This is a genomic window from Lysobacter soyae (assembly GCF_019551435.1).
GTDB lineage: Bacteria > Pseudomonadota > Gammaproteobacteria > Xanthomonadales > Xanthomonadaceae > Solilutibacter > Solilutibacter soyae.
Map to the genome: position 1 here is coordinate 1,870,735 of NZ_CP080544.1, position 18,866 is coordinate 1,889,600.

21 protein-coding genes are annotated in these 18,866 nt (G+C 57.9%); 10 read left to right on the plus strand and 11 right to left on the minus strand.

Features of this window, described 5'->3' with window-relative positions:
• Position 1 precedes the first annotated feature (1 nt).
• Genes rimI through pssA form a run of 3 tightly spaced genes read right to left on the minus strand, consistent with a single transcriptional unit; the run spans position 2 to position 1,643 of the window.
• Positions 2 to 484: a ribosomal protein S18-alanine N-acetyltransferase gene (rimI, locus tag H8L67_RS09010; RefSeq protein ID WP_434063399.1), complete on the minus strand. Its 483-nt coding sequence runs from the start codon at positions 482 to 484 to the stop codon at positions 2 to 4.
• Complete coding sequence (locus H8L67_RS09015) at positions 481 to 885, minus strand: hypothetical protein (RefSeq protein WP_220379495.1); 405 nt, start codon at positions 883 to 885, stop codon at positions 481 to 483. The genes rimI and H8L67_RS09015 overlap by 4 nt, the downstream gene beginning before the upstream one ends.
• Positions 885 to 1,643, minus strand: coding sequence for a CDP-diacylglycerol--serine O-phosphatidyltransferase (pssA, locus tag H8L67_RS09020; RefSeq protein WP_220379496.1), 759 nt, complete (start codon positions 1,641 to 1,643; stop codon positions 885 to 887). Before pssA ends, H8L67_RS09015 begins: the two co-directional genes overlap by 1 nt.
• A gap of 76 nt (positions 1,644 to 1,719) precedes the next feature.
• Here pssA and H8L67_RS09025 point away from each other — a divergent pair, with 76 nt between their 5' ends.
• Complete coding sequence (locus H8L67_RS09025; protein WP_220379497.1) at positions 1,720 to 2,139, plus strand: DUF4124 domain-containing protein; 420 nt, start codon at positions 1,720 to 1,722, stop codon at positions 2,137 to 2,139.
• A 56-nt stretch (positions 2,140 to 2,195) separates the two neighbouring features.
• Positions 2,196 to 3,956, plus strand: coding sequence for a proline--tRNA ligase (locus H8L67_RS09030; RefSeq protein WP_220379498.1), 1,761 nt, complete (start codon positions 2,196 to 2,198; stop codon positions 3,954 to 3,956).
• Here the strand turns inward: H8L67_RS09030 and H8L67_RS09035 are convergent.
• Complete coding sequence (locus H8L67_RS09035) at positions 3,951 to 5,198, minus strand: threonine/serine exporter family protein (protein WP_220379499.1); 1,248 nt, start codon at positions 5,196 to 5,198, stop codon at positions 3,951 to 3,953. The genes H8L67_RS09030 and H8L67_RS09035 overlap by 6 nt on opposite strands.
• Before the next feature lie 76 nt (positions 5,199 to 5,274).
• On the opposite strand from H8L67_RS09035, the gene H8L67_RS09040 reads away from it, so the two are divergent.
• The 5 genes from H8L67_RS09040 (at position 5,275) to H8L67_RS09060 (ending at position 10,444) form a co-directional block, all read left to right on the plus strand.
• A complete protein-coding gene (locus tag H8L67_RS09040) occupies positions 5,275 to 6,405 on the plus strand; it encodes an MlaE family ABC transporter permease (RefSeq protein ID WP_220379500.1) in 1,131 nt (376 codons plus the stop codon).
• Positions 6,405 to 7,202: an ABC transporter ATP-binding protein gene (locus tag H8L67_RS09045; protein ID WP_220379501.1), complete on the plus strand. Its 798-nt coding sequence runs from the start codon at positions 6,405 to 6,407 to the stop codon at positions 7,200 to 7,202. Before H8L67_RS09040 ends, H8L67_RS09045 begins: the two co-directional genes overlap by 1 nt.
• 2 nt (positions 7,203 to 7,204) lie before the next feature.
• Positions 7,205 to 8,134: an MlaD family protein gene (locus H8L67_RS09050; protein WP_220379502.1), complete on the plus strand. Its 930-nt coding sequence runs from the start codon at positions 7,205 to 7,207 to the stop codon at positions 8,132 to 8,134.
• Positions 8,131 to 8,733, plus strand: coding sequence for an ABC-type transport auxiliary lipoprotein family protein (locus H8L67_RS09055; RefSeq protein WP_220379503.1), 603 nt, complete (start codon positions 8,131 to 8,133; stop codon positions 8,731 to 8,733). Before H8L67_RS09050 ends, H8L67_RS09055 begins: the two co-directional genes overlap by 4 nt.
• Positions 8,734 to 8,827: 94 nt before the next feature.
• Positions 8,828 to 10,444, plus strand: coding sequence for an electron transfer flavoprotein-ubiquinone oxidoreductase (locus tag H8L67_RS09060; RefSeq protein ID WP_255555959.1), 1,617 nt, complete (start codon positions 8,828 to 8,830; stop codon positions 10,442 to 10,444).
• A gap of 9 nt (positions 10,445 to 10,453) precedes the next feature.
• Here H8L67_RS09060 and H8L67_RS09065 read toward each other — a convergent pair whose 3' ends face one another.
• From H8L67_RS09065 to rfbB, 7 genes are all read right to left on the minus strand, one after another.
• A complete protein-coding gene (locus tag H8L67_RS09065) occupies positions 10,454 to 11,248 on the minus strand; it encodes an aldose epimerase family protein (RefSeq protein ID WP_220379505.1) in 795 nt (264 codons plus the stop codon).
• Positions 11,245 to 12,237 carry a glycosyltransferase family 2 protein gene (locus H8L67_RS09070; protein ID WP_220379506.1) on the minus strand — a complete coding sequence of 331 codons (993 nt, stop codon included), beginning with the start codon at positions 12,235 to 12,237 and terminating at the stop codon, positions 11,245 to 11,247. Before H8L67_RS09070 ends, H8L67_RS09065 begins: the two co-directional genes overlap by 4 nt.
• Before the next feature lie 5 nt (positions 12,238 to 12,242).
• Positions 12,243 to 12,875, minus strand: a complete 633-nt coding sequence (locus H8L67_RS09075) for a CoA transferase subunit B (protein ID WP_220379507.1) — start codon at positions 12,873 to 12,875, stop codon at positions 12,243 to 12,245.
• Entirely contained in the window at positions 12,875 to 13,588 is a 714-nt protein-coding gene (locus H8L67_RS09080; RefSeq protein ID WP_220379508.1) for a CoA transferase subunit A, read from the minus strand. The genes H8L67_RS09075 and H8L67_RS09080 overlap by 1 nt, the downstream gene beginning before the upstream one ends.
• A 135-nt stretch (positions 13,589 to 13,723) precedes the next feature.
• Positions 13,724 to 14,287 carry a dTDP-4-dehydrorhamnose 3,5-epimerase gene (rfbC, locus tag H8L67_RS09085; RefSeq protein ID WP_220379509.1) on the minus strand — a complete coding sequence of 188 codons (564 nt, stop codon included), beginning with the start codon at positions 14,285 to 14,287 and terminating at the stop codon, positions 13,724 to 13,726.
• Entirely contained in the window at positions 14,284 to 15,168 is an 885-nt protein-coding gene (gene rfbA / locus H8L67_RS09090; protein WP_220380805.1) for a glucose-1-phosphate thymidylyltransferase RfbA, read from the minus strand. Before rfbA ends, rfbC begins: the two co-directional genes overlap by 4 nt.
• A gap of 10 nt (positions 15,169 to 15,178) precedes the next feature.
• A complete protein-coding gene (rfbB, locus tag H8L67_RS09095; RefSeq protein ID WP_220379510.1) occupies positions 15,179 to 16,231 on the minus strand; it encodes a dTDP-glucose 4,6-dehydratase in 1,053 nt (350 codons plus the stop codon).
• A 119-nt stretch (positions 16,232 to 16,350) separates the two neighbouring features.
• Between rfbB and H8L67_RS09100 the strand changes: the two genes are divergently transcribed.
• The 3 genes from H8L67_RS09100 to H8L67_RS09110 all read left to right on the plus strand — a co-directional run bounded on the left by H8L67_RS09100 (position 16,351) and on the right by H8L67_RS09110 (position 18,864).
• Positions 16,351 to 17,097 carry an electron transfer flavoprotein subunit beta/FixA family protein gene (locus tag H8L67_RS09100; RefSeq protein ID WP_220379511.1) on the plus strand — a complete coding sequence of 249 codons (747 nt, stop codon included), beginning with the start codon at positions 16,351 to 16,353 and terminating at the stop codon, positions 17,095 to 17,097.
• A complete protein-coding gene (locus tag H8L67_RS09105; RefSeq protein WP_220379512.1) occupies positions 17,097 to 18,038 on the plus strand; it encodes an electron transfer flavoprotein subunit alpha/FixB family protein in 942 nt (313 codons plus the stop codon). The genes H8L67_RS09100 and H8L67_RS09105 overlap by 1 nt, the downstream gene beginning before the upstream one ends.
• A 268-nt stretch (positions 18,039 to 18,306) precedes the next feature.
• On the plus strand, positions 18,307 to 18,864 hold the full coding sequence (locus H8L67_RS09110) for a hypothetical protein (RefSeq protein WP_220379513.1): 558 nt from the start codon (positions 18,307 to 18,309) through the stop codon (positions 18,862 to 18,864).
• Positions 18,865 to 18,866: the final 2 nt, after the last annotated feature.

Here is an 18,866-nt window from a genome sequence, read left to right on the forward strand (position 1 = left end):
CTTAAAGCGAAGTAATTGACAGCTCGATGGCCATCACGATGGCGTCCTCACGGGCGCCATCGGCCGCCGGGTAATAGCGCGGCCGCCGCCCGATTTCGTTAAATCCTTCCGAGTTATACAAGGCGACTGCCGCAGTATTTGACGGTCGCACCTCAAGCAACATTTGCTCGACATTGCGAAGTTTCGCCATGCGCATCATCGCGCGCAGCAATTGGCGACCCAAACCCTTGGATTGCACCTGCGGATCCACACACAGGTTGAGCAAGTGCACTTCACCCGGCCCGAAACTCAGGACGGCGTGCGCGACGAGCTCGCCGTCTTGCTCCATCACCCATGCCGAATAACCGGCGTGCAAGCAATCGCGCATCGTGCCGCGCGACCAAGGATGCGGATAGCCCCGGTTCTCCACGCGCATGACGCCATCCAGATCCGCTTCGCGCATCGGGCGCAATCCGGCATCGAACGGCAGACGTGCCGCACTCACCAGCTGCGCAAGCCTTTCAGGACATGCCAGAACGCGCGCTTGGCATGCGGATTGGTGCCGAGGTCGGGTGGCAGATAAACGCGTTGCGCGAGAGTGTCGAAGGGCATGTTAGCAGCGCGGGAGAGGGATTGGCGGAGTTTGGGGGTGAAGAGCGCCTCATCCGCCCCCTCTGGGGGCACCTTCTCCACGTTGTGGAGAAGGACAGCTTTCCCTTCTCCATCTTTGATGGAGAAGGTGGCGCGCAGCGCCGGATGAGGCGCATCTTGAGTCTTTTCCCGAGGCGATTCTTTCGTCACCTCAGAGGGCGCAATATCAGGCACAGCCCTGTTCCCCACCACCTCAACCACGGCATACCCCATCGCCTCCAGGTACTGCCGCTGCGTCTGACTCCAGCGCGTCATTACTTACTGATTCCGACCTTCTTCAACAACCAATTCATCGGCCCCGACAACGAATACAACCCGAAGACAAACAACAAGGTGTTCGGCTGATTGATCACCAACGCGATGATGGCCAAGATCAATAGCACCGGCATGTAAACGGGTACGCGGTCGGCCTGCGGGCCTTTGCCGCTGCCTTTGAAACTCGTGTAACGGACGTTACTGACCATCAGCAAACCCACCAGCGCGGTGAGCACCAATGCCACATACCGGATGTTTTCGCCCGGCCAACCTGCGTCATAGCAGACCCAAACGAAGCTACTGATTACTGCGGCGGCCGCAGGACTTGCCAAGCCGATGAACCAGCGTTTGTCGACAACGCCGACTTGACTGTTGAAGCGCGCCAACCGGAGTGCGGCACACGCGGCGTACAAAAAGGCGATTGACCAGCCCAACTTGCCGAAGCTTTTGCCATCCAACTGCATGCTGATCAACGACCAGTGGTAAATCAGCAAGGCAGGCGCCATACCGAAACTAACGAGGTCGGCCAACGAGTCGTACTGCACACCGAACTCGCTTTGGGTATTGGTCAGTCGCGCCACGCGGCCATCCAGGCCGTCGAGAATGGCCGCGATGAAAATGGCCACGCAAGCGTGTTCGAACTTGTGCTGTGAGGCGGCGATGATGGCGTAGAAGCCGCAAAACATGCCACCGGTGGTGAACAGGTTGGGCAACAGATAGACGGCGCGACGGCGCTTGGCGGGTTCGAATTCAGACATGCGGACAGTGTATCGGCGCTTTTATACTGCGGTCACGCCCGTTCTGCTGAAATATTCCCGATTCAGGAGCGCCTCTATGCCACGTATTCGCCCGATTTACCTTTTCTGCGCCTTGGCCACGTTCTGGGCCGGCGACCTGTCGGCGCAACAGGAGATCTACAAGTGGCGCGACAAGTCTGGTGCCGTCCACTACAGCAGCACCCCGCCGAAATCGGGCAAGTTCGAACGGCGCACCATCGCCCCGTCCGCTGTGGCAGCGCCCGCCGCGGTACCGGCCGCAGCCGTGACGGCCGCCAAACCCAGTAATAGTGGCGAGAACCCGCTCTGCACCACCGCGCGGAACAACCTGAAAGCGCTGAACGACCGCAGCCGGCAGGTCATGATGGACAGCAATGGCGACGGCAAGCCCGAAGCTGCCTTGAACGAGGTCCAACGGGCTCGCGAAATCGGCAACACCGAAAACTTCATGAAGCAGAACAACTGCGCCGCCGGCTGATGCCGCCCGGCATGACCATGGCAGAATAAGCGGTTTCACGCACAAGAAACCGCTCGATGCGCCTGTCCAAGTTCCACCTTCGCACTGAAAAAGAGACCCCCGCCGAGGCCGAGCTCGCCAGCCACAAACTGATGCTGCGCGCGGGCATGATCCGCAAGCTCGCCGCCGGTCTTTACACCTGGAGTCCGTTGGGACTTCGCGTGTTGCGCAAAGTTGAACGCGTCGTGCGCGAGGAAATGAACGCGGCGGGAGCCGTCGAGATGTCGATGCCGACCATCCAGCCGCGGGAGTTGTGGGACGAAACCGGTCGTTGGGAGAAGTTCGGCGGCCAGCTGCTAAAAATCAAAGACCGGAAAGAAGCCGAGTATTGCTATAGCCCGACCGCGGAAGAAGCGGTGACGGATTTCGCGCGCAACGAACTCGGCAGCTACAAGCAATTGCCGGTCAATCTCTATCAGATCCAAACGAAATTCCGCGACGAAATCCGCCCGCGCTTCGGCGTCATGCGCGCCCGCGAATTCATCATGAAGGACGCCTACTCCTTCCACCTTGATGCGGCGTCATTGAATGACGAATACCGCAACATGTACGACACCTATGTCCGCATCTTCAATCGCCTGGGCTTGAAGTTCCGTGCGGTGGCCGCCGACACCGGCGCCATCGGTGGCTCGGCATCCCACGAGTTCCAAGTGCTTGCCGATTCGGGCGAAGACGCCATCGCGTTCTCGGATGGCTCGGACTACGCCGCGAATACAGAATTGGCCGAAGCGATTGCGCCGCATGCGCGCGGCGCGGCCGGCGAAGCCTTGCGACACATCGATACCCCCACGCAAAAGACCTGCGAAGAAGTTGCCGCCTTGATGGGCATCCCCTTGCAGCGCACCGCCAAATCGATTGCGATCATGACCACCGGTGAGACACCGCAGTTCGTGCTGGCTCTGGTGCGCGGTGACCACATGGTCAATGAAATCAAATTGGCGAAGCAACCCGGTTTGGCCGACTACCGCCTTGCCACGGAAGCGGAAATCCGTGAATACCTCGGCGCCTCACCGGGCTTCCTCGGTCCCTTGAACACGGTGAAGCCGATTCGGGTGATTGCGGATTGCGCGGTGGACTGCCTGAATGATTTTGTCGTGGGCGCCAATGTGGAAGGTCAGCATATCGCCGGCGTCAATTGGGGACGTGACTTGCCCGACGCAGAGGTGGCCGACATCCGCAATGTTGTGGAAGGCGACCTGTCTCCGGACGGGCAAGGCCGCTTGCATATTGCGCGCGGCATCGAAGTCGGACACGTGTTCGCCTTGGGCAACAAGTATTCGGAAGCCATGGGTTGCACCGTGCTTGACGCCCAAGGCAAAGCCGTCCATCCCGACATGGGCTGCTACGGCATCGGGATTTCCCGCATCGTGGCTGCCGCCATCGAACAAGGGCACGACGAGGCCGGCATCATTTGGCCGGAACCGATGGCGCCTTGGCAGGCGGTTGTTTGCGTCATCAATCCGAAAAACGACGAGAGCATCACGGCCGCGGCGGAAGCGCTGCACGCGTCGCTGCTCGAGGCCGGTGTGGATGCAGCGTTGGACGACCGCGGTTTGCGCCCCGGGGCGATGTTCGCCGACATGGAACTGATCGGTGTGCCGCACCGGATCGTCGTCTCAGGACGGGGATTGGAAGCCGGCACCTTTGAATATCGCCACCGCGCCGCTGCCGAGCCGGAAAACCTCAGCCGCGAGGCGCTGTTCGACCGCCTTGTGCCGCAATCGCCGATCGCACAGGGCGAGCGCAACAAGCGCGATTTTCTCGCCGGCCTTTCATAAGCTCCTGCGCGCACTGACGACCAGATTGCCGAGCAAGATGCCGGCAATCAGGGCAAGCAGAATGTTCAGCAAATCCACTGCGGCGATTTTTCCCGCATCGGCGCTTTGCTGCTGCAGCAGATTGATCACGCCGCGAAAACTGATGCTGCCGGGCACCAACATGATGATCCCCGGCAAACGCACCAGCGCACCCGGGCGTTTGAAGACGCGTGCGTAGCAGTTGCCCAGCATCGTCATGCACAAAGCGGCGAAGAACACACCGGCCACGTTGCCCAGCGACATCGCGACCAAGCGCGAGACGAGATAGCCCGTGCTCGCCGACATCATCACCAACGCATAGTCGCGCGTATGGGCGCGGAACAAAATCGCAAATGAAAATGCCGCGGTGAGAATGCCCACCGCTTCAACCCAAAGCGGCTGTGAGCGATCCATCCGCACTTGAGCATGCATTCCCAACAATCCGGTCACTGTCGTGATGATCATGGTGCCGATCGCCAGCTTCAAGACGACCGTCAACGACCCCGCCAGACGGGCGGTGCCCGAAACCAGATGTTGGCTGGTCAGTTCATTGACCGCATTGGTAATACCCATCCCCGGCAGCAAAACGATCACCGCCGCAATGATGACGGTGTTGAAGTTCAACGGCGCGATCCATGTCCCCACCATGACCGTGATGAGCGTCGCCAAGGCCGCAGCGATAACTTCTTCCGAATCTTTCAGGCCTTCCCACTTCAGATCGACCACATTGAACATCGCACCGATCGACAACCCTGCCACCGCTGCGGTTGCGATATCCAACCAGGGCAGCCTGAACAAACAGGCCACGCCGAAGGCGGCCAAACCGAAACCCATCACTTGGGTCCATCGTGTGCGGCGCGACACCGGGGCGTCCAATGCCATCAATAGGGCGTGCCCTTGGACGATGTCGAGGTTGCCGTTCAACACCTCTTCGGCAATCCGGTCGGTCTCAGCGAGCTTGCCGAGTGCGTTCTCGCCAAGAGCCAAACGAATCACCCGGGTTGATTCGGGATCTTTGGTTTTTCCGCCGATTGGCCGGAAAGAGAGAATGATGCCGGTCGGATTCGACCAAGGCTCACACTCGATTCCGAGTTGGCGTCCCACCGCAATCAACGCATTTTCCAATCGTTGCGCGGTCGTACCGTAACTGTGCAAACGCGCGGCGAGTTCGCAGATGAACTCGATGCGTGTATCAATCGGTGCGGCGGCGGGGTTGTTCAGCATGATCAAAGGATGGCACGGCGAGGCGTCAAACGCATTGTCGACTACATCATGACGTCGGCAAGGTAGGCTAGCAGCAATGAATTCGCAGCCGACGCCGGACCCACATTGCGCCCCTGCCCTTTTGCCGCTCGATAGCGGAGAAACGGGTGTGCGTTTGGTTGGGCAATGGGACCTGGCGCATTCCGCCGACATTGTTCGTGCACTGAGCGGTGCGCGCAACAAAATCTCCCGCGTCGACGCGCGAGATATCCAATCGCTGGACACACTCGGCGTGATGCAATTGATGCGTTTTCTGGCGAAGCAAGGTTTGACGTTGGACGCCGTGGAATGGCGTGACATTCATTTGCCGTTGATCGAATCCGTAGCCGACGTCTGCGATGACCCTCAGCCGGCCAAACGCAATTTCGGCTTCATTGCCGCGCTCGACCGGCTGGGACGCGGCGTGCTCGACAACGCCGGTGAAGTGCTTGCCCTCATCAGCTTTCTGGGTGAAGTGCTGCACAAAGGCTGGCGCATGTTGTTCAATCCCCGCCGCTTCCGGTCCACCTCGGCGGTGTATCACATGGAGCAGGTCGGCTTGGATGCCGTCCCGCTCGTCGTGGTGTTGAATTTCCTCGTCGGCGCGGTGATCGCATTTCTGGGCGCGAATGTCTTGCGTGATTTCGGCGCGACAATTTTCGTGGTCGAACTGGTGAGCATCTCCTTCTTGCGCGAGTTCGCTGTGCTGTTGACGGCGATCGTGTTGGCCGGTCGTACCGCCAGTGCGTTCACGGCACAAATCGGCGCCATGAAGAGTCGCGAAGAAGTGGATGCCATGCAAACCATCGGACTCGACCCGGTGGACGTGCTGGTGATTCCGCGAGTTTCCGCCCTGTTGGTGATGCTGCCTTTGCTCACTTTCCTTGCCATGTTGGCGGGCTTGGCGGGCGGCCTGGTCGTCGGCATGGTCAGCCTTGATATTCCCGCACAGGGTTACTTGGCACGAATGGAACAAACCATGGAAATCCGGCACTTTCTGGTCGGCATGAGCAAGGCACCGATTTTTGCCATGGTCATTGCTTTGATCGGCTGTTTGGAGGGCCTGCAGGTGGAAGGCACCGCGCAATCGGTAGGTGAGCGCACGACCTCCGCCGTCGTTCAATGCATCGCATTGGTCATCGTGCTCGATGCCTTGGCGGCGATGTGGTTCATGTACATGGGTTTCTGATGCAGCCGACAAACGACGCCATCATCAAAGTGTCAGGCTTGGTCAACCGCTTCGGCGACCAGCTTGTACACGACAAGCTCGACTTGGAGGTTCGCCGCGGCGAGATCCAAGGCATTGTCGGTGGTTCCGGCACGGGCAAATCGGTGCTGATGCGCTCGATTCTCGGACTGCAAACGCCGCAAGAAGGAGAGATACGCGTGCTAGGATTCGATCCGCGCAGCGGCCGCGCTGCGGATCGACACGGCATCGAGACCCACACCGGTGTGCTGTTCCAAGATGGCGCGTTGTTTTCCTCATTGACGGTCGGCGAGAACGTCGAAGTTCCACTGAAGGAACACCATCCGGAAATTCCCGATCGCTTGCGTGAGGAGCTTGCCCTCTTGAAGGTGAAGCTCTCCGGACTTGCGGGTGAAACCGTTTCCAAACTGCCGTCGCAGTTATCCGGCGGTATGCGTAAACGCGCCGGATTGGCACGGGCATTGGCACTCGATCCACCCTTGCTGTTCTTGGATGAGCCGACCGCCGGCTTGGATCCCATCGGCGCATCGGCGTTCGATGAATTGATTGAAACGCTGCAGGAATCCTTGGGGCTCACGGTTTTCCTGATCACCCACGACCTGGATACCTTGTATCGGATCTGCGACCGCGTCGCCGTACTGGCGGAGAAACGCGTTCTCGTCAATGCACCGATCGAAGAAGTTGAACGCTGCGATCACCCGTGGGTGCAAGAATATTTCCACGGCCCGCGGGCCCGTGCTGCGCAAAGCACCGCGCGGAAAGACAAAAAGAAGGATTGACCATGGAAACCAAGGCCAACTACGTATTGATCGGGGCCTTCACGCTCGGCATCTCGATATTCCTACTGTTGTTCGCATTGTGGGCGGCGAAGTTTGCGTCAGACCGCACCTGGCAGCGTTACGACGTGATTTTCACCGAGCCGGTGACCGGCCTTACCGAAGGCAGTTCGGTGCAGTACAACGGGATTTCGGTCGGTACCGTCGAGAAACTCAAGCTGGATGCCACTGATCCACGACGGGTGTTGGCGCGTTTGAAACTCAACGCCGATGTGCCTGTGAAGACCGATACCAAGGCCAAAATGTCGCAAGCCGGCCTCACCGGTAGCCCTTTCATCCAACTGACCGGCGGCATGCCGAGCAGCCCGATGTTGGTCAAGGTGGACCAGCGCGAAGTGCCGGTCATCCAGACCGAACCTTCGGCATTGCAAAACATCGCCGACACCGCCAACAAGCTGGTGGCGCGGATGGACAAACTGTTGAGCGAGGAAAATATCAAACGCATCGAAGACACCTTGGAAAACCTGCGCGCCGCGACCGGCGCGATCGGTGATCAGAAGGAAGACATTCGCGCCCTGCTCATCAATGCTCGACAAGCGAGTGAGCAGCTCAAGACCACGCTGTCCACAGTCGATGGCGCAGTCGTGCGTTTGGATCGTGAAGTGATTGGAAAAATGCCCGCCACACTGGACAAGCTCGATCACGCCATCGGCGAGTTCGACAGCGCGGGCAAGAACGCCAACGCACTGATTGCGGAAAACCGCGGCCCGATCAAGAGCTTTACCGGCGACGGCTTGCAACAGATCAGTCCGGCGATCTCTGAGCTGCGTGTTTTGATTCGCGATTTGCGACGTATCTCCAATGGTATCGATCGCAATCCGGCCGGCTACATCCTGGGTCGCCAACAACAACCGAAGGAGTTCACCCCGAAATGAGCCCGTTCAAATCCATCGGCCTGATCGCCGTCGCGTTGCTGGTATCCGCCTGCGGGATCTTGCCCGAGAAACAAGCGATCACCTTGTACAACCCGCAATTGAATGTAAAACCGGATCCCTCTTGGTCGCACACCAACGCACAAATCTCCGTGCGTCGTCCCACCGCCTTGGGTCTGATCGACAGCCCGCGCATTCTCGTGCGCCCCAACGCGAATGAGATTCAGGTGTATGCCGGCGCGGCTTGGGTCGACTCTGCGCCCGAATTGGTCCAATCGGCTGTCGTGCAACTGCTGGAGGACAGCGAGGCCACGCGCACGACGGTGCGACGTGGCTCTGGGATACCGGGTGAGTACGAATTGTTGATGGATCTCCGCCACTTCGAAGCTGACTATTCCGGCGGCGCCACACCCGTTGCCGTCGTCGAAATCTCGGCCAAGTTGGTGCGCGCCGAGGCCAGTGGGGTGATTGAGAACCGCGTCTTCCGCGCAACCGCGCCGGCGTCGGGCACTGACGTTGCCCAAGTGGTCTCGGCCTTCGATACCGCATTGTCCAAAGCATCTGCTGACATCGCCGGCTGGACCCTGCAGAACGCCCGCTGACGCCACCCTTCGCCCGCCGCAGTAGCCCCTAGCGCACTACGCCGCGGGGTGTGCTTGGCTACAATGGGCACTTCAGCAAGTGCCGGATTGAATGATGGATGCGATTGAACGCGACGTGATGGAATTTGACGTGGTTGTGGTGGGCGCAGGCCCGGCCGGCCTTTCGTTCGCCATCCACCTCAAACAGTTGAAGCCCGACATTTCGGTCTGTGTGCTGGAAAAAGGCGCCACCGTGGGCGCGCATATTCTTTCCGGTGCCGTGATTGAGCCCGGGCCGCTGGACACCCTGTTACCGGGTTGGCGCGACAATCCGCCGCCGGTGTGCGTGCCCGCGAAAGAGGACGAATTCTGGCTGCTGTCGAAACAGGGACAGCGCAAGTTGCCATTGCCGCCCGGCATGCACAACGAAGGCAATTTCATTGTCAGCCTCGGTGCGATGTGCGCTTGGCTCGCACCGCAGGCGGAAGCGCTCGGCGTGGAAGTGTTTGCCGGATTCGCCGCTTCCGAGGCTTTGGTGGATGACAGCGGCCGAGTGATCGGCGTTCGCATCGGTGACATGGGCATCGCCAAAGACGGTTCGCACAAACCCAGCTATACGGCCGGCATAGACATCCATGCGAAGGTCACCGTCTTGGCCGAAGGTGCGCGTGGCAGCATCAGCAAACAATTGGTGAAGCAATTCAAGCTCGACGCCGATTGCGACCCGCAAAGCTATTCGATTGGTATCAAGGAACTTTGGCAAGTTGACGCTTCGCGTGTCACGCCGGGCAAGATCGTCCATACCTTGGGCTGGCCGGCAGACAACGCGACTTATGCGGGCAGCTTCATCTACCACCTCGAAGGCGGACGCGTCGCCTTGGGCTATGTCAGCGGTTTGGATTATCAAGATCCCGAATACAAACCTTGGGAGGCATTCCAGCAATGGAAAGCCCATCCGCTCGTAGCCTCGCTGCTTGAAGGCGGCAGCATCGTCTCTGCGGGCGCGCGCGCAATTGTTACGGGCGGCTATCAATCGTTGCCGAAGACGGAATTGCCGGGCGCATTGTTCATCGGTGATTGCGCCGGCCTCTTGAACGTACCGAAAGTCAAAGGCACGCACCAAGCGATTCGAAGCGGCATGCTCGCAGCGAAGCATTTGGCCGAATCCAACGGCGAAAACGCGATCGGCTTCGATGCCAAACTGCGCAACTCGGAAATCTATGCAGAGTTGAAGCAGGTTCGGAATATCAAGCCGGGCTTCAAGAAAGGCTTCTGGTTCGGCATGTTCAATGCCGCCTGGGAAACCGTCACCCGCGGCGCCTCCCCTTGGACGCTCAAACAAAAGGCCGATTGGAACACCTTGGATCGCTTGGGCACCGCCGAGCCGAAGCGTGACTATGTCAGTCGCACACTCGCACCGCGCGACCGTCTGCAAGGCGTCTACTTCGCCGCCACCTCACACGATGAAGACCAACCGATTCACCTGAAGGTGGCCGATACCGATATTTGCGCGACACGATGTGTCGAGGAATACGACAATCCGTGCACACGTTTCTGTCCGGCGGCCGTGTACGAAATGGTCAGCGACGAATCGCAACCGCACGGCAAGCGACTGCAAATCAATGCAGCCAACTGTGTGCACTGCAAGACCTGCGATATTAAAGATCCTTACGAGATCATTACTTGGACCACGCCGGAAGGCGGATCCGGGCCGAATTATCAGAACCTTTAAACAGGACTTTTAGATGTCCCTGATTTGCAACCGTTGACGCCCGTACCAAGTATCCCAAGCGGGCAGTTCAACGGGTGGCGAAATTTGTGCGGCCTCGATGCACAAAAAGTTGCGCCATTCTTCGTCGCCAAGATCGCTCAGACCCAACGCCAACTCTGGCCCGGGATTCCAAACGACCGTGTCGGCGAAACCGGTTTGTTCGATAGAAACGCCTGACAGCGCCTCCGCCAAGGTTAGTTTCTCCGGTGTGCCGACATAAACGCGATCGACATTGACCGGCCCTTCCAGAGCTTGTTTGGCAGCCGCTACAGATTGCAGTCCGTTCAATGCGTCTTGCCAAGCAGACTGCTCTAGCCCCGTAACGCGCACCTGAGAAACATCCTCGACGCGCAGGTAGGTATGCAAGCCACAAGTAAATCTCATGGCCGTGTTGCTCGCATTGATGACCGAAAAGTACATCGCCAATGCATCGCGTTCCAATTCGACGCGTAAGCGCACTTCGGCTTTGGAAAACGCTTCGGGATTCTCGAAACGGCAATGCATCAAGACAAAGTCGTCGGCCTGCTTCTCCACGGCCCAGTCGATGTCCCGTACAACACCGTGCTTTCGACCGTTCCCGAAAAACCCGAACTGTGGAAACAAGACGGGAACACCACCATGAGGCGCAGCGCGCGGATCGTCCTTGCCAATATCAGGCATGAAGATCCGCTCGCGGCCTTGGCATTGCCACGACAGCACACGGGCGCCAAACGTGGAAACCTCCGCAGTGCTCCCGGAATCCGCGTCCACCAGTCGAATGATCATGACACCGACTTCGCTTGGGGGTTTCTGAAAATATCCAACATCGCCGTCCGCATCGGTGACGGCTCGACTGCATAGAGCTTTGATTTCCAGTTATTGAACACTGCGTGCAAACGACGAGGCAGCGATTTCGGATAACGCCCTCTCGCCAAAGCAAGCTCAAGTTGTTTACGTCTCAACAGGAGACGTTTGGCGTTGGTGACGCCATCCGCGCTGTTCTCAAAGCGTTCGACAAGCGGTGTCAATTTCCCAATGATCCGCTGTAAGTGACTTCCCAGCCTAGCCCCAAAAGTGTCGTCAATAGATTCCACGGCAGGCGCATCCAAACCAATGGTATTGGATGCATGCAAGCGATAGTCCATCAGGGACTCTTGCACAGTACGCACCTCACCAACGACCCACGCCACCTGCACCAACCATTCGTCGTGGACAAGCTTCCGGTCGAACGGTAAGGCATGTTTCAAAAGTGACTTCTTGAATGCGAAAGTCGCACCCGTGAAAGCTGTCCTGTAAAGAATCAAATTGCTCAAATCACCATTCCGCAGCAAAGAAAGTTCCGCTGGGGAAATGCGCAAACGGGAAAATAGGGTTTCGTTTGTTTTTTGCCCGGCCGCGTCGATGATCTCCGCATTTGAGCTCACCAAGACGACCTCATTTTGCGCCAGCACCTTGAGAAGTCGATCCACCTTATCGGTATGCCAAACATCGTCTTGGTCGGCAAGAAAGATCACTTCGCCATTGGCGCGCTGGCAGGCCGATTCAAAGTTTCCCGTAACACCGAGTGCGCGCACATTTGCAACCACTTGGCATGCAATCCCGGCAGCTTGGGCCTTCGTTGCGAAGGCCTCAATGATTGACACGCTGCTGTCCGTCGAACCGTCATCGGAAATGATGATTTCCGACGGCGGACGGGTTTGCCGCAAGATGCTGTCCAACTGTTCCCGTAGGAACGCCTCGCCGTTATGTGTACAAACAACAACTGACGTTTGCATGGATTTCAAGCGCCGACCAGCGATACCCCGGTCTTTTGCTTTACTTCTTCCAGACTCACGCCTTCCGCCAGCTCCGTTGCCACCAAGCCGTTCGGCGTAATGTCGAACACGCCGAGTTCGGTGATGATGCGATTGACCACACCCACACCGGTGAGCGGCAAAGTGCATTCCGGCAAAATTTTCGGCGAACCCGTCTTTGTGGTGTGTTCCATCAAAACGACAACGCGCTTGACGCCGGCGACCAGATCCATGGCACCGCCCATGCCTTTCACCATCTTTCCGGGCACCATCCAGTTGGCGAGATCACCTTTGTCCGTGACTTCCATGGCACCCAGAATGGCGAGGTCGATGTGCCCGCCGCGAATCATCGCGAAGGAATCATGACTGCCGAAAAAGCTCGCGCCGGGCATCGCGGTGACCGTTTGTTTGCCCGCGTTGATCAAATCCGCGTCCAATTCTGCCTCGGTCGGAAACGGGCCGATGCCTAGCAGACCGTTTTCGCTTTGCAGCCAAACGTTCATACCATCGGGAATGTAATTCGCCACCATCGTGGGCAAACCGATACCCAAATTGACGTAGGCGCCGTCGGTCAGTTCCTTTGCAGCGCGCTGCGCCATCTCTTCACGCGTCCAAGCCATTATTGCGCCTCCTCGGCACGCAGCGTGCGCTGCTCGATGCGTTTTTCCGGCGTTGCGTTGACAATGATCCGGTCGACAAAAATACCCGGCAAATGCACATGGTCGGGATCGATATCACCGATCTCGACCAACTCCTCCACTTCGGCAATGCAGAGATCGCCAGCCATCGCACAGGCGGGATTGAAGTTGCGTGCGGTTTTGCGGAACACGAGATTGCCAGCCTTGTCGGCTTTCCAAGCTTTAACGAGCGATACGTCAGCCTTCAGCGCAGTTTCCAACACGTACCAGCGACCGTCGATTTCACGGGTTTCCTTGCCTTCCGCAACCACGGTTCCAAAACCCGTTGCCGTGAAGAAAGCCGGAATTCCGGCGCCCCCGGCGCGAAGCCGCTCGGCAAGTGTTCCTTGCGGGTTGAATTCAAGTTCCAGTTCGCCGCCGAGATATTGGCGCTCGAATTCCTTGTTTTCGCCCACGTAAGAGGAGATCATCTTCTTGATTTGGCGCGTTTCCAATAGTTGGCCGAGCCCAAAGCCGTCTACGCCCGCGTTATTGGAGATTGCTGTCAAATTCTTAACGCCCGAATCCCTTAGGGCAGTAATCAGGGCCTCAGGAATCCCGCACAGTCCAAACCCGCCGACTGCGAGCGTCTGACCATCAGCGACTGCGCCTTGCAATGCGGCATTGGCATTTTCGAACACTTTGGAAGTTTGCATGTCTAACCTAGAGGACCGCCTTCAAACTTCGGATTCTAGCAGTCGTTTCCGCACACGCCCTCGTACTTTGGTCCACTCGCGAATCGATTTTAAGATCTTCGATTGTCGCGGCTTTGCGTGGCAAGCACCCGATCTTCACCCAAGGAAACGAGGGAGCCGCTCGGTCGAAATGTCGCGCAGTAAAGGAGCAGTGGCATCTTTTTCAGACAATGCCGGCGCCGAGCCCTGAAGTGGCCAATCGATCGCCAATTCGGGGTCGTTCCAAGCAATGCTGGCGTCCGCTTGTGCATCGTAGGTTTCAGTACACAAATAGGTGAATACAGCGGAATCGCTCAACACGACAAATCCGTGCGCGAACCCTTCCGGAATCCAGAAATGCTTCTTGTTTGCTGCACTCAGGATTTCAGAGGTCCATTGGCCGAAAGTAGGCGAGCCCCTGCGAATGTCCACCGCCACGTCCCACACTTCACCCTGCACAACGGAGACGAATTTACCTTGGGGCTTGGGCCACTGATAGTGAAGCCCCCGCAGAACACCGCGCGTGGACGATGACACATTGCCTTGTTTCCAAGTCAAATCGAATCCCAGCGGGGACAACTTGTCCGCGTTGAAAGATTCGTAGAAATAGCCGCGGTCATCGCCGAACACGCGGGGCTCAAACACCAAGCATCCGGGCAAATCGGTTTCGATCACTTTCACGGCACATAACCCCGGTTGGGGAGTTGCATCAAATATTGCCCGTAGCCATTCTTGGCAAGCGGCCGGGCGAGCTCCAGCAACTGGGATTCGCTGATCCAACCGTTATTGAACGCGATCTCCTCTGGACAGCACACACGAAGTCCTTGTCGTGTCTCGATTGTTTCAATGTAGTTGGCGGCTTCCAGCAAAGATTGGTGGGTACCCGTGTCCAACCATGCGTATCCGCGCCCCAATTGCTCCAGATGCAATGCGTTCTTTTGCAAATACACCGTATTCAAATCGGTGATTTCCAGTTCGCCTCGAGGCGAGGGCTTCAGGGCCTTGGCGATTTCAGGTGCATTGCCGTCGTAGAAATACAAGCCGGTCACTGCATAGTTTGAACGCGGCTTCGCGGGCTTTTCCTCAAGCCCGACCACTTTTCCTTCGCCATCGAATTCTGCCACGCCGTAACGTTCAGGATCCTGCACCCAATACCCGAATACCGTCGCCCCTTCAGATCTGGCGCCTGCGCGTTTCAACATCGCTGTGAGTCCCGGACCGTGGAAGATGTTGTCTCCGAGAACCAGGCAACTTGGGGCACCGGCAAGAAATGCCTCTCCCAGAATGAACGCTTGCGCCAAGCCATCCGGGCTCGGCTGGGCGACATATTCAAATTTCATACCCCATTGGCTGCCATCGCCCAACAGTGTCTTGAACAGCGCTTGCTCGTGCGGCGTGTTGATGATCAGCACCTCGCGGATGCCCGCCAGCATCAGGACGCTCAGCGGGTAATAGATCATCGGCTTGTCATAGACAGGCAACAGTTGTTTGCTGATGCCTTGCGTAATTGGATACAGCCGGGTGCCGGAACCCCCGGCGAGGATAATGCCTTTGCGATCCATGCGCTGCTCCTCAGACTTGCCCAATGCGCTCAAGGCGGTAACTGCCATCGAGCACGCGATTCACCCACTGTTGGTTGGCCAGATACCAGTCGACGGTTGCCGCAATCCCCTGCTCGAAGGTATGAGCAGGTTCCCATCCGAGCTCACGTTTCAACTTGGACGCATCGATGGCGTACCGCCGGTCATGTCCTGGGCGGTCCTGCACATAGGTGATCTGGGATACATATTGCGTACCGTCCGCTTTGGGACGGCGTTGGTCGAGCAGCCCGCAAATGGTTCGGACAACTTCGATATTCTGTTTTTCAGAGTTGCCACCGACGTTGTATGTCTCTCCCACCTTGCCCGCTTCGAGTACGCGTCGAATGGCACTGCAATGGTCGCCTACATACAGCCAGTCGCGCACGTTCTTTCCGTCGCCGTAGATTGGCAGCGGCGCGCCGGCCAAGGCCTTGGCAATAATGAGCGGGATCAATTTTTCAGGAAATTGGTATTCACCGTAATTGTTCGAACAATTGGTGGTGAGGACGGGCAGACCATAGGTGTGATGAAACGCGCGCACCAAATGATCAGAGGCCGCCTTGGACGCCGAATACGGGGAATTCGGCGCGTAAGGCGTTGTTTCCGTGAACAGGCCCGTCTCTCCCAGCGAGCCGTAAACCTCGTCCGTGGACACGTGCAAGAAGCGAAATGCCGATTGACGCTCATCTTCCAAAAGTTTCCAATAGTCGCGCGTCGCTTCCAGCAACCCCAGCGTTCCGACGACGTTGGTCTGGATGAATTCTGCGGGCCCATCGATCGACCGATCCACATGGCTTTCCGCTGCAAAATTGATCACGGCATCCGGCTGATGCTCGGCGAGCAATTCGGCGACGAGTGTTCTATCACCGATATCACCTTCAACGAAAACATGATTCGGGTTCCCTTCGATGGAAGCCAAGGTGTCTTTGTTGCCGGCATAGGTGAGGGCATCCAGATTGACGACTTTCACACCCCGCCCGACCGCGTCCAGCACGAAATTGCCGCCGATGAATCCGGCGCCGCCGGTAACGAGCCAAGTTGCCATGCAGGGTCCTTCTTGAAAGTGAGAGATTGGAGACCACCCCATGATACGTTAGCACCCTCCCGGGCTGCCGAATTGAGCGGCGTTCGTTACAATAGAAGGCTGTTTTCGAGGGATTGGACATGAAAATTCTTGTCGGTTACAAGCGTGTCGTTGACGCGAACGTACGGGTGCAGGTGAAGCCCGACGGTACCGGGGTCGTGACTGACGGGGTAAAGCTCTCCGCAAACCCTTTTGACGATATCGCCCTTGAAGAGGCATTGCGTCTGCGCGATTCCGGCAAAGCTACCGAAGTTGTCATCGTCACCATTGCGCCTGCGGATGCACAACCGCATCTGCGCAATGGTTTGGCCATGGGCGCTAATCGGGCGATTCACGTCGTTTCCGAGGGCCCGGTCCATTCGCTTACCGCCGCACGCGTTCTTCTCAAGCTGGTCGAGAAGGAGCAGCCCGAACTCGTGTTGCTTGGCAAGCAGGCTATCGATGATGACGCCAGCCAAACCGGCCAGATGTTGGCAACGCTATGGGGGCGCCCGCAAGCGACGTTTGCCAGCAAGCTCGCTGTGGTGGATGGAAAAGCGACGGTGACGCGCGAAGTAGACGCAGGCTTGGAAACGTTGGAAATCGATTTGCCCGGCGTGGTGACGGCCGATTTGCGATTGAACGAGCCGCGCTTCATCAAATTGCCGGACATCATGAAGGCGAAAAGCAAACCGCTGGAAACGATTCAGCTGGCCGAATTGGGCGTGGATGCCCATGAGGGCCTGAAGACCACCCACTTCGCCGCACCGGCCCAGCGAGGCCGCGGCGTTATGGTGAAGGATGCTGCTGAATTGGTTGCCAAGCTCAAAGAAAAGGGGTTGTTGTGATGTCAAAGGTCCTCATCGTCGCAGAACATCTTGACGGCAAATTGAATGCCGCGACAGCAAAGTGCGTTTCGGCGGCAAAGGCGTTGAATCCGGAAGCCATCGATGTGGTCGTGCTCGCGGCCGATCCGACAGCAGTTGCGGCAGAAGCTGCCCGAATCAGCGGCGTCAGCAAAGTGCGGGCGGTCGCCAGCGAAGCCAACGCCCACGCCCTTGCGCAAGTTCAAGCACCCCAAGTCGTCCGGCTGGCCGAGGGCTATAGCCATATATTCGGCCCGAGCACAACCTTCGGCAAAGACCTGATGCCGTGCATTGCCGCAATTTTGGGAGTGTCACAGGTCTCCGACCTGATGGCGGTCGAGGGATCACACACATTCAAACGGCCGATCTACGCCGGCAACGCCATTGTTACAGTGGAAGCGCCGGCGGGTTCAGTGGTCGTCGCAACGGTCCGTACTGCGTCTTGGCCGCAGGCAGAACACGGTGGGAATGCCGAGGTTGAGCAAGTCTCCGTCGACGTACCGTTGCCTTCGCATACCCGCTTCGTGAAGCTTTCTGCCGGGTCGAGCGATCGCCCCGACCTCCAAAGTGCCCGCCGCGTGATTTCGGGTGGTCGCGGCGTCGGAAGTGCTGAAAACTTCAAGATCGTGTACGACCTGGCAGACAAATTGGGGGCAGCGGTCGGCGCATCGCGCGCTGCCGTCGATGCCGGATACGTGCCCAACGACATGCAGGTTGGACAAACAGGAAAGATCATTGCCCCGGAGCTATACGTCGCCATCGGCATTTCCGGCGCCATCCAACATCTGACCGGTATAAAGGACGCAGGAACGATTGTTGCGATCAACAAGGATGCGGACGCACCGATTTTCGAAGTCGCGGATTTGGGACTGGTCGGAGACTTGTTTCAGGTGCTGCCTGAGCTGCAGGCGCAAATTCCTTGAATGCGGGTGGGTCTCGCCGATCGCATTAGAGTTTCGGCTGGCTAAGCAGCACCAACGCGGTTATTGTCTTGAGTGAAACTGTACAAATGCAGCAGGTGACGGGGCGATTTGGCGCGAGACGGCTCGCCTCTCCGCGGCACACTGCCTATGTAAAGAGGGAACACTATTTCATTCCCCGCTCCCTTCAGATTGGGCATTTTCTTTTAACGAATAATCGATTCTGCACTGATTCTCGCTTCACCTAAAACCCAAACCAAGGATTGCCACCATGCGTAACGTCGCCTTTGCCACGACCCTGATAATCGCTACCCTTAGCGGCTGCCAAAAGCAGGAAACTATGACCCCCGCTGACGTTGCAACAGCACCTTCAAGTGCACCCGCCGAGGCAGGTGCTCCTCCGCAAAGCGATGCTGCGGAGGCGATTTCCTACGAAACGACCATTGTGAAGTCGGCTGCGACCGATGCGCTGAACATGCAAGAAGGCGTAGGCACTCTGACAAACGGCCGCTTGGAATCCACTGGAAAGGCCGGTTTCCTGATGTTCGGACCCTACATTGGTTTGAAAGCCGGCCGATACCACCTCAAAATTGATGGTTCGGTCGCAACGGTTCCCGAGGGCAAAACCATTGTCGTAGACGTTGCTTCAGACGCGGGCAAGAACATTATTCAAAAACAAGAGATTGCCGCGCCGACGCAAGCCGGGGCAGCCCTGACCGAGTTTGATGTTACGTTGCCTGTCGATACTGCAAAAGTCGAAGTCCGCGTAAATGTTCCCGAGGGCGCGAAAGTCGATATTACGGGGTACCGATTGGATACGGCCAAGTAATC

Coding starts and splice junctions, on each gene's coding strand:
- H8L67_RS09065 (WP_220379505.1), bottom strand. CDS start 11,248: ATGATCATTCGACTGGTGGACGCGGATTCCGGGAGCACTGCGGAGGTT.
- H8L67_RS09040 (WP_220379500.1), top strand. CDS start 5,275: ATGAATTCGCAGCCGACGCCGGACCCACATTGCGCCCCTGCCCTTTTG.
- rfbB (WP_220379510.1), bottom strand. CDS start 16,231: ATGGCAACTTGGCTCGTTACCGGCGGCGCCGGATTCATCGGCGGCAAT.
- H8L67_RS09015 (WP_220379495.1), bottom strand. CDS start 885: ATGACGCGCTGGAGTCAGACGCAGCGGCAGTACCTGGAGGCGATGGGG.
- H8L67_RS09035 (WP_220379499.1), bottom strand. CDS start 5,198: ATGCTGAACAACCCCGCCGCCGCACCGATTGATACACGCATCGAGTTC.
- H8L67_RS09105 (WP_220379512.1), top strand. CDS start 17,097: ATGTCAAAGGTCCTCATCGTCGCAGAACATCTTGACGGCAAATTGAAT.
- H8L67_RS09060 (WP_255555959.1), top strand. CDS start 8,828: ATGGATGCGATTGAACGCGACGTGATGGAATTTGACGTGGTTGTGGTG.
- H8L67_RS09080 (WP_220379508.1), bottom strand. CDS start 13,588: ATGCAAACTTCCAAAGTGTTCGAAAATGCCAATGCCGCATTGCAAGGC.
- H8L67_RS09110 (WP_220379513.1), top strand. CDS start 18,307: ATGCGTAACGTCGCCTTTGCCACGACCCTGATAATCGCTACCCTTAGC.
- H8L67_RS09070 (WP_220379506.1), bottom strand. CDS start 12,237: ATGCAAACGTCAGTTGTTGTTTGTACACATAACGGCGAGGCGTTCCTA.
- H8L67_RS09045 (WP_220379501.1), top strand. CDS start 6,405: ATGCAGCCGACAAACGACGCCATCATCAAAGTGTCAGGCTTGGTCAAC.
- H8L67_RS09030 (WP_220379498.1), top strand. CDS start 2,196: ATGCGCCTGTCCAAGTTCCACCTTCGCACTGAAAAAGAGACCCCCGCC.
- H8L67_RS09025 (WP_220379497.1), top strand. CDS start 1,720: ATGCCACGTATTCGCCCGATTTACCTTTTCTGCGCCTTGGCCACGTTC.
- H8L67_RS09100 (WP_220379511.1), top strand. CDS start 16,351: ATGAAAATTCTTGTCGGTTACAAGCGTGTCGTTGACGCGAACGTACGG.
- rfbA (WP_220380805.1), bottom strand. CDS start 15,168: ATGGATCGCAAAGGCATTATCCTCGCCGGGGGTTCCGGCACCCGGCTG.
- pssA (WP_220379496.1), bottom strand. CDS start 1,643: ATGTCTGAATTCGAACCCGCCAAGCGCCGTCGCGCCGTCTATCTGTTG.
- H8L67_RS09075 (WP_220379507.1), bottom strand. CDS start 12,875: ATGGCTTGGACGCGTGAAGAGATGGCGCAGCGCGCTGCAAAGGAACTG.
- H8L67_RS09050 (WP_220379502.1), top strand. CDS start 7,205: ATGGAAACCAAGGCCAACTACGTATTGATCGGGGCCTTCACGCTCGGC.
- H8L67_RS09055 (WP_220379503.1), top strand. CDS start 8,131: ATGAGCCCGTTCAAATCCATCGGCCTGATCGCCGTCGCGTTGCTGGTA.